Origin of the sequence: Bacillus cereus group sp. MYBK101-2 (assembly GCF_051918845.1) — a bacterium.
GTDB classification, from domain to species: Bacteria; Bacillota; Bacilli; order Bacillales; family Bacillaceae_G; genus Bacillus_A; species Bacillus_A paranthracis.
Window position 1 is genome coordinate 132,234 of record NZ_JBQAIE010000008.1, and the last position, 14,342, is coordinate 146,575.

A 14,342-nucleotide genomic window follows, 5' to 3' on the forward strand; every position below is an offset into this window, starting at 1 on the left:
GATCATCATTGACCTTTGCTTCTATTTCTTTTATTTAAACTAAGAAAGAATTGCTCAACGCGAGGACGTAACCAAGCTAAATAATCTTTCTCTTTCTTCTTTGTACAAGCTATTTCTTCCCCATCGACCATTCCGACAAGCTCTAGCTCTAACAGTTGCCTCGTAAATGCTAACATATTTATTTCTTCTTCCGGATACTCTTCTTTTAATTTCTCCTCAATTTCCCCTAATAAAAAACCGTCACGCATCATTGCCAATGCATCAATCCAAAGTGGCGGCATTTCATATTTTTCTCCTGTAATTGTATCTTTTACAATATAATTCTTTTGCTCTTTTCGAAATTGAATTGTGTGCAAGCATACAGTCGAATTTAATGTTAATTCCATCATACCACCTCTTTCATAATATCTGCATAGAAAAAAGGATGCGCGTGCACCCCTTCTTTTTCTAACACTACCGAACCGTTACATGAATAACAAATCTCATGTCGATATTTTCCTCCATTATAAACGAAGTATTTTATAAAAAAAACCCTTCTTGAAACATTTTATCAAATGTTTATATTTACACAACAAGAACACTTTTCTGAAAAATATTTTCTTCTAGCACATTATACTATCAGTAAAAAAATCTCCACTTTCATTCCTAGCTCTCCGCTACTTTGAATCGCAATACTTCCTTGCTACTCCTCATGATCAATACAAAAACTCTACATATTATCTCATTAAATTATAAGTATGAAATTACTTTCAGAGCAATCTGTAACCTTATAACGGGAAAAGGAAGGAGATTTCCCCTTCCTTTTCATCACAATTTATATCCACCTTACTCGATCATGTAGCAGTCCATCCGTAAAGTCATTTCCACCAACTACAAAATCATTCATATATAAATTCAAATATTCTCCGTACTTACTTTCTGTATTTAATAATAATTCCTCTACATAATAGGCACCTTGTTTAAAGTTATCGAACAGTAAACTACACAAGCCAGCATAAATGCCACATCCTACTTGGAAGTATGTCGCATTCGTTTTATATTTATGAAAAACTTGACTGCTATTCATCACGTTATACATATAGGTCTCGCTATTTTCATAAACGAGTAATACACCGACTAGATCCTCGCCCGCAATCTCTTCTTCGGCTGGATTAAATACTTTACGATTCCAATTCCATAGATCTTCTACCTTATCTAAATTCTGTCTAATTATATTTGTTGTATACTCGTTAATTCGGTAAAGAAACCCTACTTCCATGTTAAAGTTTTTCCCTAAAATTAAAACTTCCTCATGCGGCATCAAACAACCGTAAAACTCTTTCTCTCCCAACTTTACTTTATACTCTGAAGCATATACATCTTCATAAAAGTAAAGAGGACGATGATGACTCATATACATCGGATAACTCCATATCGCTTCATCTAGAAATCGCTCTACTGCCCATGAAGCATACAGTGTATGAGGCTTTATCAGTGCTGTATCATTCAAAAATGACGTATCATGTTCTACTATATAGCATGCTCTTGGCTTTTCATTCGGGCGTTCCTTCATAAGTTCAACAACCATCCATTGAACAACCCCTGGATTCATACCTGAACCTATAATTGCTTTTGTATTTTTAAATTTATCTTTTTCCTTCTCAAATCTCGTATATCTTTCCGTAAGCTGAAAGCCGATTAAACTATCGTCCTGATCTACTGCCTCGTTTTCCAAAGCTGAATTAATATAACAAATTCCAAGTTCATTACAACAGCTTAATACTCTGATCGTATCTGCCCCTGAAACATCAATCACAACGCTCGTACTACTTTCTTTTAAATGTTTTTTAAATGTCACTACATCTTGGAGATCTATTTCGGATAAAAACAATTGATCTTCCAAATTTGGAAACAACTCGTCATAATACGTCCTATCTTTTTGTTTTATATCAACCAAATAAAATGTAACATTCTTTATCACTTCATAAATCGGGTCTTTTTCATTTACTATCGCTTGATTTAAAATCGCTAAAACTGCTTTTGCTGCTCCACCAGCACTACCAAGTAATGTAATCGATAACGAATTTGGAAACTGCTCCACCAACAAAACCCCTTTAATATATTAGTTAAGCAGTTCTCCCTCAAAAAAATAAATTGAATACATCAAAAGATAGCTCGTACATATTCTTTATAATTTAGTACAAAATTTCCTCTTCAACAGTCATACTAACATATTTATATTCAATTCATTTTTCCCCTCATATTCAGATCAAGCTAAACAAATAGGCTCGACCTTTTCTTCTGCATATAAAAGAAAAAGCCAGCCCTTTCAATTAACTTACGGACAATGGACAGATTTTACATGTTGAATATTTACATACATTTTCGCATCACGCGCTTTTAATATTTCAATATGCCCTTCATCAATCTTCGCCATCTTTCCGATTTTATTATATTCCTCACCTAAATCGAACACCATAATTTTGCCAGACATTTTAATAAGTTGTTCTTCAAACGTTCGAGCTAACGTAATATTTAAGGGATTCACGGGGAGTTCATTTTTATTGAGGGCGTAAGGCACTTGATTTTCTTTATACGGAATTAACCATTTCAAGTGTTTTAAAGATATATATACAGTTTTATAAACTGGACTATAAAAAACAATATAATCGTTCATTACACTTGTAACATACCCATGTATTGGAGCATTTCCTGCTACATAAATTTCCGTAAAAATCCCTTTGGAAGTACTTAATACTTTCCTCAAAGAAATTGAAGGTGACTCTCTCTTAATTACAGAATCCACATCTGGTTTTGAGATTTCTTCATCATGTGGTCGTAAAAATTTATAATATTGTACATGGTATAAAGATATATATACGTAGTCTTGTCCATTGTAAAGAACAACGATATCATTTCCTACGTCTATTAATACACCTTTAAACCTTTTTTCACCAATTAATTTAACATATATATTTTCTCCAATACTTTTGTTTAACTCATTCATCTATATCCTCCTTCCTATGAATTTCTTCTTTCCTGTCTTTCATTTCTAAAAAAATAATCAGGGCAAAGTTCTGTTTTAATAGTAAGTAATTCCTTTTCATACTATCGAAATAAGAAATTGTTCTTCTCTTTCCCTCATAATGCCCCTCTTATTTATTAAACATTATTCATCTTCATTCTTTTTACATTTAACTACTTGACTCACACTCTTAATATGAGACTTAACTACATAAATAACTTCATCGCCATTTACTAGTGTAATGCAGCCATGGTGTACCTCACTTAACAAACCTTCCACACATTCTGGACCGCCACGATTAATTTTTACCCACTTATACTTCAAGTCTTTTAATATATCTAGAAAAGTATCCTCATCGGAGCAAAAACATGAACTATAGCAATCGCCACATTTACTTTCTTTTACTTTCTTAACTAGACTCTTCACATGCTTCAAGTGATAATATACTAATTCACCATGTGGTAATTGTAACGTTAGATAATCTTTGCCTAACGATACAAGCTCACCAACTCGACTTTCTGGTCCGTGAAGGTTTACTTTTACAGTCTCACCAACTAAACATTTAATTTGGTCACAGCATAATACCAATTTTGTATCCCCCTTTCTTATTATCTTCCTCTACTTGATTGTCTTTGTGCACGAGCACGACCTGAATTATCGCTACTTTCCTTGCTATCGTCGCTCTCATCGCTCTCTCCACAAGCTAAAGCATTATAGTTAACACTTTTAATATGCTTTATTGCAATTAATATAATTTCTTCTTTTACGATTAATGTTACGAAGTCACAAGAAACATCTTGTAAAATGCCTTCCACTTTCTCTGGACCACCGCGATTAATTTTCACCCAGCAATATTTGAAACTTTCAAGCAGTGCTTCAAAGTCTTCTGCACAGGCGCAATCTTCCCACTCGCAATCACTTGATCCACATTCTTTCGCATTTTTTGTAATACTTTTCAGATGATTAAGTTGATAGTAATAAAGCTCACCTTTTTCATTCTGCAATACGAAGTAGTCCGGACATACTGATATTATTGTTCCTTTTTGAGATTCTGGACCACCCCTGTTTACTCTTACAAAAGATCCAATTAAGTCTTTCAAAAAATCCCAATGAAATAAACTCACGAGAAAACCCCTTCCATTAATTTATAAGCTTTTGCACTGATAGTATATGTATCTGTACAGGTTACGTTCTCTATGTTTGTCCTAGCTAGAAAAAAATATGCTTTTAACATGGTAGACTACTACCTATCAAAATTTGAAGAAAGGCTAAGAACTCCTTATGCTTTTAATATCTTTAAACAAAAAAATCCCTTATGAAGATACATTTCTGCATATCTTCATAAGGGATTTCCCATAGTTTAATCTTCGTCTTTAACATCCATATCTTCTGGAATTGGTTCGTTCAATATTTCTTCCACTAATTGCTTATATTTCTCCATTTGTTCTAAATGTGTATTGAATTGTTCTTTATTTAATAAATATTGCTCTCCATCAAATAGTGCACGAATTTTCTTTTGCTGAATTAACTCTTCAATATACGACTTTGGCAAATTCAAATACTCCGCAGCTTCTTCTACTGTTATATACAACGTGTTCATTCCTTTATTATTTTTTCTTATATACTGTATCTTACTTTATTTTTGTAAACAATTGAACTACTCACCACTTAACGTCCTTATGGACTGTTTAAAGTGGGAGATTCCTAAGTACAGAAACCTAGTGGCTTCTAATTCATTAGGCTATCCCCGTAGTTCCTACGGTTAGAAGCCTTAAAGCTTCTTTTTTAAGATTGATACTTGCGTTAATATCTCTGTCGTGATGACTATTGCACGCAGGACAATCCCATTCACGTAGATTTAGATTCTTAACGTCTTTGTTTTGATACCCACAACAAGAACATAATTGGCTTGAAGCAAATGTTTTGGATACCGGAATGACTTGTTTTCCATACCATTTTGCCTTGTATTCTAGCAATGTTCTAAATTGTGACCAAGATACTTCACTAATCGCTTTTGTTAACTTATGATTTTTTAACATATTCGATACTTGTAAATCTTCTATACCGATAACATCGTGGTTTTTGATGATTTCAGTTGAGATTTTGTCCAAGTAATCTTTTCTAGCATTAGCTATATATTCATGAATTCTAGCTACCCTTACTCTTTGTTTATTCCAGCGAGAAGATCCTTTCATTCTTCTAGAAAGAACACGCTGTGCTTTTGCCAACTTCTCTTCCAATGAGCGAAAAAATTTAGGGTTTTTATAGGTTGTTCCATCTGACAAAATGGCGAAATCTTTTAATCCTACATCCATTCCAATATAAGAATGTGTTTTCGGAAGTTCTTGCACTTCTGTTTCAACTAACAATGACACAAAGTATCTACCAGAAGGGTTCCGTCTAACCGTAGCATTTAAAATACGTCCCTTTACTTCACGACTTTTGGCAAATCGAACAAGACCTAGTTTCGGCAATTTCATTTTGTTTCCCACAACAGCAATGTTTTCATTTGTTTGTTTTGTGGTATAAGATTGTACGTTGTTCTTTTTAGATTTGAAACGCGGGGCACTGTTTTGTTTTTTAAAAAAGCGTGTGTAAGCATCCGCAAGGTTGCGAACAGACGCTTGAATAGCAATACTATCCACTTCTTTTAGCCAAACAAACTCCTTCTTCATGGCAGGAAGTTTGGCAGAGCATGTACCATATGTCAAACCTTTTCCTGTTTCTTTGTATGCATTATCCCATAGAGATAGGAAGTGATTGAATACAAAACGCGAACAACCAATCGTTTTATTAATCAGGATCGCTTGTGCTTTATTTGGATAGATACGAAATTTATACGCTTTATTAATCATCCTTCGTTTCACCTCCATTTCGATATATGTCTATTATATACCAAACATACATTCGATTGGTAGTGAAGTGATTATTACAAATTGTTGGGTAACACTTTACATATGTCGAACAATTAAGATGACTTCCTGTCATCTCTTGTTCGAAGCCAATTCATCTCCCACCTACTCACTGGACTACGTCCTTCACGTTCCTTGAGGAAGGAGTCTTCTTGGCTAAATTGATAAAAAAGATTTTGTAAATGCAATTTAAAAAGAAGGTGGATGCATTCCATATATTGTATAATAATATAGTAAGGATTTTTTTAAATATAGAATGGTATTACCCATTTACACAAAGGAGAGTTAACATATGGCTACTCGTCACATCATTACAATGTTAGAAAAAACATTACAGGTTGAAACAGAAAACACAATTTCGCATTTAACTACATCTTTATCTGATCGTATTCTTTCTCAAAGCGCAGCAATACATGAAAACAATTGTTACCATACAATTGGGGAATGGTACAAAAATCATTTTTTATTCCAACAAGATGATTTCCTTTGGGCTAAATACGCTTTCTATGACGCATATTGTGAAGCTATAAAGGCACAAGGACATCTTACAAAACGTGTCCGTCAAATATTAGAATCATTAGCTCGAATGCATGGAAAGCAGTACATTGCTTCTATATTAAATATGCCATTTCCTAACGAACGAGCTAAAGGAACAGCATAATGTAAGACTGTTCTGCGTCAGCAAAACATAGACTCATTGTTTTATAGGAAGATTTACAAATAAAACGTTCATTTCACATGAACTGATGAAACCGGTGTCATTATAATGATTGAAAATATAGTAAACAGGAAAACCCCCATTTACCTCTCTCGTCACTCGAAAAGAGAAGTAAATGGGGGCCCTAAACATTTTATTCGAAATTACTAACATTATCCTCGTTATCCAATTCATTTCTCCACTCTTTAAATTTTTCAATGTCACTACTAACTTGTTTAATGGCTAAACTAACTATCGCTACATCATCTATTAGCCCTAATCCTAAAATGACATCTGGAATTAAATCTATTGGTGATACAAAATATAAAATTGCGCCTACAATAGCAAGAAGTGATTTCTTCGGAATTTCCCGATATTCCCCTTTTCTCCAACAATTCATCATTTCAAATAAAACTTGCAGATTATCCCAAACATCAGTTAAAGCCCCTTTATTATTTTGAGATATTTTCATCCCTTTTTGTATTAAAGTTTGTATTTTACTTTCATCTTCTAAGTATGCACTAGCCCGATTTTGATACTTTTTATTTTCTTTTTCAAATTTTTTACTATCAAATTTCTCTTTAATATTTTTCTTATTAAACATAGATCCTACACTCCTTCATTATTTAACTTATATAATCAAAATAAAAAATTTACGACGCAATAATACAGGACATAAAACCATCCAAAAAATGTATTAATAAATAACCAAAATACTGAGTGGTTTCTTTCCCATGAAAGACACATCGCTGTTATATTTCCAATATTAAAAAACCAAGACGTTATCTTTCTAGCGTTAGTTCCTTTTATTACTACATCATTAAAATATTTGTAACTCCACTCTTTTAAACTGCACTTTATTTTTTTCACCATACTACCCAATCCCTATATTTTTTTATAGCCTACCTTTTTCTGTAATTCGTTACTATAATTTAATTATACATATATACTTATAAAAAATGGTCCACTAAAAGCAGACCAAACGGAGGAAATCTATGAAATCAGAACGTAATATTATATTAGAGATTACAAATGAACTTGGACCTCTGGCAACTAGCGCTGTCTCGTATAATCCCTTAAAGTCTATAGTCCTAGGTGCATTAAATGTGAAAGCATTAATTAAAAAGATATCTATGTTAAACAACGATATAAAAGGACAACCAACCTTAATCAGCTATTACATTGAAAACATCTGTAAAAAACTCGATGTGAAAAATACAGATATCTTTAATGCAGCTAACCTAAGTAAATCATATTTTTACCAAATAAAAAAAGGACAAAAACATCCAAGTAGAAATACGTTAATTAGCTTATGCTTCGCTTTTCAATTAAACGTTTCTGAAACTAACCTTTTTTTAAAAAAAGGCGGCTATAACGATTTATATTTTAGAGATACACGAGATGCTATTATTGCCCATTGTTTAGAAAAAAAGCTTGATTTAATTACAACGAACATTGAATTAGAGGCGTTGAATTTAGAAATAATCGAATGATATTCATCTATATAAATAAAACAGAGAGACCTAAGAAGATCACTCTGTTTTATTTACTATTATTTCATCATCATCTGCTTGATCAATTCACGATTTCTCTTCTTAAATACTTCATTATGCGAAGAAACCATTCCGTACTCACTTGCATCTGGTTGAATAAATTGTTTCGCTTTATTTACAGCATTTCCAGCATCTTGGAATGCTCCCGCAATTAAGTGTAATTTTCCTTCATGCTTTAAAATATCCCCAGCAGCATATAATCCGTCTACTGAAGATTCACTATTTGCATTACCAGCAATATAATAATTATCTATAATCGCAACGTCTAACTCACTATTTTCTAATAATGTAATGTCACGTTCATATCCATGATTAATAATAACTTCATCAATAGGTAAATGAGAAACTTCACCTGTCTCATGATTCGTTAATTCTACATATTCAATCGCTTCATGATTATCACCAGCAATTAATTTTGTAATAGAGGTATTAAAGAAACACTCCGCTGAGCTGTTCATAAGTTGCTTCACTTGTGCTTCATGACCAGATAATTCTTCTTTTCTATATGTTAAATAAACTTTTTTCGCAATTGGTTCTAACTCGTTTGCCCAATCAATTGCAGAGTTACCTCCGCCTGAAATAATGATCGTTTTATCTTTGAAACGTTTTAACGATTTAACTGTATAATTTAAGTTCGATACTTCAAATCGCTCCGCACCTTCAATGGATAACTTTTGTGGATTCAATATACCACTTCCAGTTGCAACGATCACTGTTTTTGAAAAGTGTTCTTCTCCAGTGCTTGTTTTTAACGTAAAAATACCATCTTTATTACGAATAATCGATTCTACTTTTGTATTCAATACAACTTCTGGCTGAAATGTTAATCCTTGTTGCACAAGTTGCTCAATTAACTTTTCACCAGTAACCGGTAATAATCCGCCAATATCCCAAATCATTTTCTCCGGATAAACATGTATTTTTCCACCTAACTGTGGTTGGAATTCTATTATTTTTGTTTTCATTTCTCTGAGTCCACTATAAAAAGCTGAATAAAGCCCTGCAGGTCCTCCGCCTATCACAGTTACATCAAACAATTCTTCTCGATTCATTCGTGCTCACTCCTCAGCTATCAATCATTGATTATCATTCTCAATAAAATATAACCTGTTTCCGCAAAATTTACAATCAAAATTACTATTGACAATACACCTATATAAAATTATATTATTTAAAGAATCAATAGTGATAATCATTATCAATTTGTTAATAATTAGTAAATTTGAGATTACATCTTCTCTCATTAATATGGTTAATACTATATTGTAGAATCTCACATTCAAGATTTTTAATAAATATTTTGCATTACCACTACTCTTTCAAACAGATTGCAGTTAAACAAATTATCGTATACACATACCATCTATGTTAAAGGAGAAAGACAATGAAAAAGTTATTTATTTCACTAACAGTTCTTTTCGTTCTTGTTATGAGTGCTTGTAGCAATGGCTCTACAGACAAAAAGAACGATGCAAAAGGTAGTAAATCAGAAACAATTACATACCAATCTGAAAATGGTAAAGTAGAAGTTCCTGCGAATCCAAAACGTGTTGTTGTTTTATCATCGTTCGCTGGTAACGTAATGTCATTAGATGTAAATCTTGTTGGGGTAGATTCATGGTCTAAACAAAACCCACGTTTTGATAGCAAACTGAAAGATGTTGCTGAAGTATCAGATGAAAATGTTGAAAAAATCGCTGAACTAAATCCAGATTTAATCATTGGTTTATCAAATATTAAAAATGTTGATAAGTTAAAGAAGATCGCTCCTACTGTAACGTACACTTACGGAAAAGTTGATTACTTAACACAGCATTTAGAAATCGGTAAGTTATTAAATAAAGAAAAAGAAGCAAAAACTTGGGTTGATGACTTCAAGAAACGTGCACAAGACGCTGGTAAAGAAATTAAAGCAAAAATCGGTGAAGATGCAACAGTTTCTGTTGTAGAAAACTTCAACAAACAGCTTTATGTATACGGCGAAAACTGGGGCCGTGGAACAGAAATTCTGTACCAAGAAATGAAATTAAAAATGCCTGAAAAAGTAAAAGAAAAAGCATTAAAAGAAGGTTACTACGCATTATCTACTGAAGTATTACCTGAATTTGCTGGTGATTACTTAATCTTAAGTAAAAACAAAGATACTGATAACTCATTCCAAGAGACAGAATCATATAAAAACATCCCAGCAGTAAAAAATAATCGCGTATACGAAGCAAACATGATGGAATTCTATTTCAATGATCCACTTACATTAGACTTCCAACTAGACTTCTTCAAGAAGAGCTTTCTTGGTAAATAATACAAACATGAGGAATTCTTAATTTAAGAATTCCTCTTCCTTTATTCTATGAACAGAAAAGATGTGAAACGAATGACAAAAGATCACGACAATCCACGTTCTATAGCTTTTACATACAAACTAATTTTGAGCATAATTGCATTCTTTCTTATTTTTATGGTAGCAATGGTATTAGGTGCTGCAGATACTTCAATAAAAGACGTATGGTCAGCACTCACTTCCTCCGCTAAAGGGGATAAAATATCTATTATTCGCGAAATACGTTTGCCCCGTGAAGTTGCCGCTATTTTTGTAGGAGCTGGACTTGCTGTTTCTGGAGCAATTATGCAAGGATTAACAAGAAATCCACTTGCCGATCCTGGATTACTCGGGCTATCTGGTGGAGCAAATGCTGCGCTTGCACTAACACTTGCTTTCAATCCTTCCATAAGCTATCTTTACTTAACATTAGCTTGCTTTATCGGTGCTGCAGTTGGCGCAATTATGGTATTTGGAATTGGTATGGTGAAAAAAGGCGGGCTCTCCCCTCTTCGAATTGTATTAGCTGGTGCTGCCGTTTCAGCATTTCTACTCGCAATTTCAGAAGGAGTCGGCATTTACTTCAAAATTTCACAAGATGTATCACTTTGGACTGCTGGAGGCGTAATCGGAACTACTTGGAGCCAATTGAAAGTTATTATTCCAGTCATTTCAATTAGTATCTTTATCGCTATCTTACTAGCAAAAAAATTGACAGTTCTTAGTTTCAGTGAAGAAGTGGCTATTGGACTAGGTCAAAAAATTATTGTTATTAAAACCATTCTATTTATCATTATTATCTTGCTTGCAGGTGCGTCTGTAGCACTTGTCGGAAATATGGCATTTATCGGTTTAATGGTACCTCACATGGTACGCCCAATTGTCGGTCCAGATTACCGATTTGTTATACCGATGTCAGCAATTGCTGGTGCTTCCTTTATGCTACTTGCAGATACAATTGGACGTACCATTAACGCTCCGTACGAAACACCAGTTGCCGCTATTGTCGCAATTGTAGGATTACCATTCTTCCTATTCATTGTACGTAAAGGAGGAAAAATGTTCTCATGATCCCATCTATTCTAAGAAAACAACGTCTTATTATACTCGCTTTACTTATACTAACCATTACAACTATTGTAATTGGAATGGGGCTCGGTTCAGCATCTTTATCTTATGAGCGACTACTCCCAACACTAATGGGACAAGGAACTTTTAAAGAGGAATTTGTTTTATACTCTTTAAGGCTACCTAGAATTATCATTACATTATTAGCTGGTATGGCTCTCGCTTTATCAGGAGCTATTCTGCAAGGAATTACCCGAAATGATTTAGCTGAACCTGGTATTCTCGGAATCAACTCTGGGGCCGGTGTTGCTGTTGCTATTTTCTTTTTATACTTTCCAATAGATGTAGGCTCATTTCTTTACTTACTACCTGTCGTTGGATTTATTGGAGCATTTCTAACAGCTGTTCTAATCTACTTGTTTTCATATAGTAAATCAACTGGACTTCAGCCGGTGCGATTAACATTAACCGGTATCGGTTTTGCATTTGCACTATCTGGAATGATGATTGTCCTTATTTCATCCGCAGATCGTATGAAAGTGGACTTTATCGCCAAATGGATTGCCGGTAACATTTGGGGAGATGACTGGATCTTCGTTTTAGCAATGCTTCCATGGTTAATCGTATTCATTCCGTTCGTTTTCTATAAAGCAAACCGATTAAACATTCTAGCATTAAACGAACCGGTCGCAATTGGCGTTGGAATTGAAATTGAAAAAGAACGCAGATACTTATTAGTGGCAGCCGTTGCGCTTGCAGCTGCTGCAGTTTCCGTAACAGGAGGAATTAGCTTTATCGGACTAATGGCTCCTCATATCGCAAAATCTTTAGTAGGTCCAAGACATCAAATTTTCATGCCTATCGCCCTTTTAATCGGCGGGTGGCTATTGCTATTAGCAGACACAATTGGACGAAATATCGTTGAACCTAACGGTATCCCAGCAGGTATTGTTGTCGCTTTAATTGGTGCTCCTTACTTTATGTATTTGTTGCTTAAGAAGGCGTAAGAAACACCCTCAAGATTTTTTCTTGAGGGTGTTTTTATTCTACTGCTGCCCATATCCTTCAAACTTCTTCGCCAAATTCTCCATCTCATCTTCCGGCAATAACTTCGGTTCTCCGACGCTTTTCGTTTGATAATAAATTTGCGCACAAAACTCAATTTCTTCTGCAACGGTAAATGCCATTTTTATGTTATTTGCACCTGCAATTAAACCGTGGTTCGCAAGTAAAACGGCACGACGATCAATCATCCCTTCGAAAGCCGCCTCTGCTAATTGCTTCGTACCAAATGTTTCATACGGTGCACAGCGAACATTAGGACCTGCGAAAGCAATTAAATACGATACTGCGGGCAGTTCCCATCCTAATGATGCAATCGTCTTTGCATAAGGAGAATGTGTATGCACAAGCGCATTTATATCTTCACGCTTTCTATAATAAATAAGATGCATATCGAGCTCGCTTGATGGTTTTTTCTCTCCCTCTACCACCTCACCATCTAAATTTAATATAACTACATCTTCAAGTTTTGTTTCATAATACTCTAAACCACTTGGGCTAATGGCAACAAGGCCTTGCTCCCGATTGAAAATACTAATATTACCGCCTGTCCCCTTTGTTAAACCGCTAGAAATCATTTTCTTTCCATACGCTACAATTTCTTCTCTCTCTTTTTGTAATAACATATACATCCCCCTAAGTATGAAGCTTATGATGACTGACTTTGTATCTATCTACTTATTGAAATAGATTTTTTAAGTTCTCCGTAAACGGTGCTTTTACAATCCCTTTTTCTGTAATAATCGCTGTTACATTTTCATGTGGCGTGACATCAAATGCTGGATTATATACTTTACTTTCTTTCGGAGCAGAATATTGCCCAAAGCGATTAATCACTTCAGAAACATCCCTTTCCTCAATCGGAATTTCTTTTCCTGTCGGTGTTTTTAAGTCGATTGTCGGTGTTGGTGCTGCTACATAAAACGGAATGTTGTAGTATTTCGCTAAAATAGATACGCCTAATGTCCCAATTTTATTTGCTATATCACCATTTGCTGCCACACGGTCGCATCCAACGATTACCGCATCAATCTTCCCTTGTGACATGACCATAGCTGCCATATTATCTGTAATGACAGTGACGTCAATTCCCGCTCGCTGCAATTCTAATGCCGTTAACGTTGAACCTTGTAATCTAGGACGTGTCTCATCTGAATAGATTTTCAAGTCCCATCCTTTTTCTTTCGCTAAGTACATTGGAGCTGTCGCAGTACCATACTTAGTCGTCGCTAACGCACCTGCATTACAATGTGTTAATACTCCCATTCCATCATGGAATAATGTTAGTGCATGTTCTCCAATGTGACGGTTAATTTCTTCATCTTCTCTATGAATCTCTTTTGCCTCTTCTAATAATCTATCTTTCAACTGGGCGATTGATAAGTGTGCGTTCTCTGTCGCGACTGCCTCCATTCTTTCAAGTGCCCAAAATAAGTTTACCGCTGTTGGCCTTGATGTTGCCAAATATGCACATACCTTTTTGACTTCCTCTATAAAGTCTTCCATCTTATTTTGAATAACTTCCTTTGTTCCTAAATACACACCATAAGCTGCTGAAACACCAATTGCTGGCGCTCCTCTTACTTTCATTACTTGAATGGCATCCCAAACGCTTTCAGCTGTTTTAAAAGATTCATAGACAACTTCATTCGGTAATAATGTTTGATCTAATAAAACTAAAGCATCATCTTTCCACTGGATTGGTATTAATTGCTCTTCCATTATC

General features: G+C 34.5%; 16 protein-coding genes. 5 read left to right on the plus strand and 11 right to left on the minus strand.

Annotated features, from left to right (window positions below; translation table 11 throughout):
- Window positions 1–5: 5 nt before the first annotated feature.
- The 7 genes from ACTFSI_RS16980 to tnpB form a co-directional block, all read right to left on the minus strand.
- Window positions 6–386 carry a hypothetical protein gene (locus ACTFSI_RS16980; protein ID WP_000424113.1) on the minus strand — a complete coding sequence of 127 codons (381 nt, stop codon included), beginning with the start codon at window positions 384–386 and terminating at the stop codon, window positions 6–8.
- Window positions 387–814: 428 nt separating this feature from the next.
- A complete protein-coding gene (locus ACTFSI_RS16985) occupies window positions 815–2,080 on the minus strand; it encodes a hypothetical protein (protein ID WP_000434741.1) in 1,266 nt (421 codons plus the stop codon).
- A gap of 237 nt (window positions 2,081–2,317) precedes the next feature.
- The gene (locus tag ACTFSI_RS16990; protein WP_001004273.1) at window positions 2,318–2,986 is read right to left on the minus strand and encodes a hypothetical protein; all 669 of its coding nucleotides are present in this window, start codon (window positions 2,984–2,986) and stop codon (window positions 2,318–2,320) included.
- 162 nt (window positions 2,987–3,148) lie between these two features.
- Window positions 3,149–3,592, minus strand: coding sequence for a hypothetical protein (locus ACTFSI_RS16995; protein WP_000242037.1), 444 nt, complete (start codon window positions 3,590–3,592; stop codon window positions 3,149–3,151).
- A gap of 20 nt (window positions 3,593–3,612) precedes the next feature.
- A complete protein-coding gene (locus ACTFSI_RS17000; protein WP_000051637.1) occupies window positions 3,613–4,128 on the minus strand; it encodes a hypothetical protein in 516 nt (171 codons plus the stop codon).
- A gap of 236 nt (window positions 4,129–4,364) precedes the next feature.
- Entirely contained in the window at window positions 4,365–4,604 is a 240-nt protein-coding gene (locus ACTFSI_RS17005) for a helix-turn-helix domain-containing protein (RefSeq protein WP_080559614.1), read from the minus strand.
- 136 nt (window positions 4,605–4,740) lie between these two features.
- The gene (gene tnpB, locus ACTFSI_RS17010; protein ID WP_070805128.1) at window positions 4,741–5,859 is read right to left on the minus strand and encodes an IS200/IS605 family element RNA-guided endonuclease TnpB; all 1,119 of its coding nucleotides are present in this window, start codon (window positions 5,857–5,859) and stop codon (window positions 4,741–4,743) included.
- A 349-nt stretch (window positions 5,860–6,208) separates the two neighbouring features.
- Here tnpB and ACTFSI_RS17015 point away from each other — a divergent pair, with 349 nt between their 5' ends.
- Complete coding sequence (locus tag ACTFSI_RS17015; protein ID WP_000235479.1) at window positions 6,209–6,577, plus strand: hypothetical protein; 369 nt, start codon at window positions 6,209–6,211, stop codon at window positions 6,575–6,577.
- A gap of 190 nt (window positions 6,578–6,767) precedes the next feature.
- Here ACTFSI_RS17015 and ACTFSI_RS17020 read toward each other — a convergent pair whose 3' ends face one another.
- On the minus strand, window positions 6,768–7,217 hold the full coding sequence (locus ACTFSI_RS17020) for a YkvA family protein (protein WP_000482304.1): 450 nt from the start codon (window positions 7,215–7,217) through the stop codon (window positions 6,768–6,770).
- A 391-nt stretch (window positions 7,218–7,608) separates the two neighbouring features.
- On the opposite strand from ACTFSI_RS17020, the gene ACTFSI_RS17025 reads away from it, so the two are divergent.
- Window positions 7,609–8,106, plus strand: coding sequence for a transcriptional regulator (locus ACTFSI_RS17025; RefSeq protein ID WP_052587746.1), 498 nt, complete (start codon window positions 7,609–7,611; stop codon window positions 8,104–8,106).
- Window positions 8,107–8,165: 59 nt separating this feature from the next.
- Here the strand turns inward: ACTFSI_RS17025 and ACTFSI_RS17030 are convergent, their stop codons facing one another.
- The gene (locus ACTFSI_RS17030; protein WP_440045513.1) at window positions 8,166–9,218 is read right to left on the minus strand and encodes an NAD(P)/FAD-dependent oxidoreductase; all 1,053 of its coding nucleotides are present in this window, start codon (window positions 9,216–9,218) and stop codon (window positions 8,166–8,168) included.
- 332 nt (window positions 9,219–9,550) lie between these two features.
- Between ACTFSI_RS17030 and ACTFSI_RS17035 the strand changes: the two genes are divergently transcribed.
- The 3 genes from ACTFSI_RS17035 to ACTFSI_RS17045 are packed head-to-tail and all read left to right on the plus strand — an operon-like array spanning window position 9,551 to window position 12,561.
- Window positions 9,551–10,468, plus strand: a complete 918-nt coding sequence (locus ACTFSI_RS17035; RefSeq protein ID WP_044790831.1) for an iron-hydroxamate ABC transporter substrate-binding protein — start codon at window positions 9,551–9,553, stop codon at window positions 10,466–10,468.
- Between the two features lie 48 nt (window positions 10,469–10,516).
- On the plus strand, window positions 10,517–11,557 hold the full coding sequence (locus ACTFSI_RS17040; RefSeq protein WP_044790832.1) for a FecCD family ABC transporter permease: 1,041 nt from the start codon (window positions 10,517–10,519) through the stop codon (window positions 11,555–11,557).
- Window positions 11,554–12,561, plus strand: a complete 1,008-nt coding sequence (locus ACTFSI_RS17045; RefSeq protein ID WP_000613094.1) for a FecCD family ABC transporter permease — start codon at window positions 11,554–11,556, stop codon at window positions 12,559–12,561. The genes ACTFSI_RS17040 and ACTFSI_RS17045 overlap by 4 nt, the downstream gene beginning before the upstream one ends.
- A 39-nt stretch (window positions 12,562–12,600) precedes the next feature.
- Here ACTFSI_RS17045 and ACTFSI_RS17050 read toward each other — a convergent pair whose 3' ends face one another.
- Entirely contained in the window at window positions 12,601–13,242 is a 642-nt protein-coding gene (locus tag ACTFSI_RS17050) for an L-fuculose-phosphate aldolase (RefSeq protein ID WP_138322531.1), read from the minus strand.
- Window positions 13,243–13,294: 52 nt separating this feature from the next.
- Window positions 13,295–14,338: an S-methyl-5-thioribose-1-phosphate isomerase gene (gene mtnA / locus ACTFSI_RS17055; protein ID WP_138322532.1), complete on the minus strand. Its 1,044-nt coding sequence runs from the start codon at window positions 14,336–14,338 to the stop codon at window positions 13,295–13,297.
- Window positions 14,339–14,342 lie beyond the last annotated feature (4 nt).

Bases quoted from the DNA above. Each gene is read 5' to 3' on its own strand.
- ACTFSI_RS17035 (WP_044790831.1), top strand. From the start codon at position 9,551: ATGAAAAAGTTATTTATTTCACTAACAGTTCTTTTCGTTCTTGTTATG.
- ACTFSI_RS17040 (WP_044790832.1), top strand. From the start codon at position 10,517: ATGAACAGAAAAGATGTGAAACGAATGACAAAAGATCACGACAATCCA.
- ACTFSI_RS17025 (WP_052587746.1), top strand. From the start codon at position 7,609: ATGAAATCAGAACGTAATATTATATTAGAGATTACAAATGAACTTGGA.
- ACTFSI_RS17005 (WP_080559614.1), bottom strand. From the start codon at position 4,604: ATGAACACGTTGTATATAACAGTAGAAGAAGCTGCGGAGTATTTGAAT.
- mtnA (WP_138322532.1), bottom strand. From the start codon at position 14,338: ATGGAAGAGCAATTAATACCAATCCAGTGGAAAGATGATGCTTTAGTT.
- tnpB (WP_070805128.1), bottom strand. From the start codon at position 5,859: ATGATTAATAAAGCGTATAAATTTCGTATCTATCCAAATAAAGCACAA.
- ACTFSI_RS16980 (WP_000424113.1), bottom strand. From the start codon at position 386: ATGGAATTAACATTAAATTCGACTGTATGCTTGCACACAATTCAATTT.
- ACTFSI_RS17030 (WP_440045513.1), bottom strand. From the start codon at position 9,218: ATGAATCGAGAAGAATTGTTTGATGTAACTGTGATAGGCGGAGGACCT.
- ACTFSI_RS17045 (WP_000613094.1), top strand. From the start codon at position 11,554: ATGATCCCATCTATTCTAAGAAAACAACGTCTTATTATACTCGCTTTA.
- ACTFSI_RS17050 (WP_138322531.1), bottom strand. From the start codon at position 13,242: ATGTTATTACAAAAAGAGAGAGAAGAAATTGTAGCGTATGGAAAGAAA.
- ACTFSI_RS16990 (WP_001004273.1), bottom strand. From the start codon at position 2,986: ATGAATGAGTTAAACAAAAGTATTGGAGAAAATATATATGTTAAATTA.
- ACTFSI_RS17020 (WP_000482304.1), bottom strand. From the start codon at position 7,217: ATGTTTAATAAGAAAAATATTAAAGAGAAATTTGATAGTAAAAAATTT.
- ACTFSI_RS17015 (WP_000235479.1), top strand. From the start codon at position 6,209: ATGGCTACTCGTCACATCATTACAATGTTAGAAAAAACATTACAGGTT.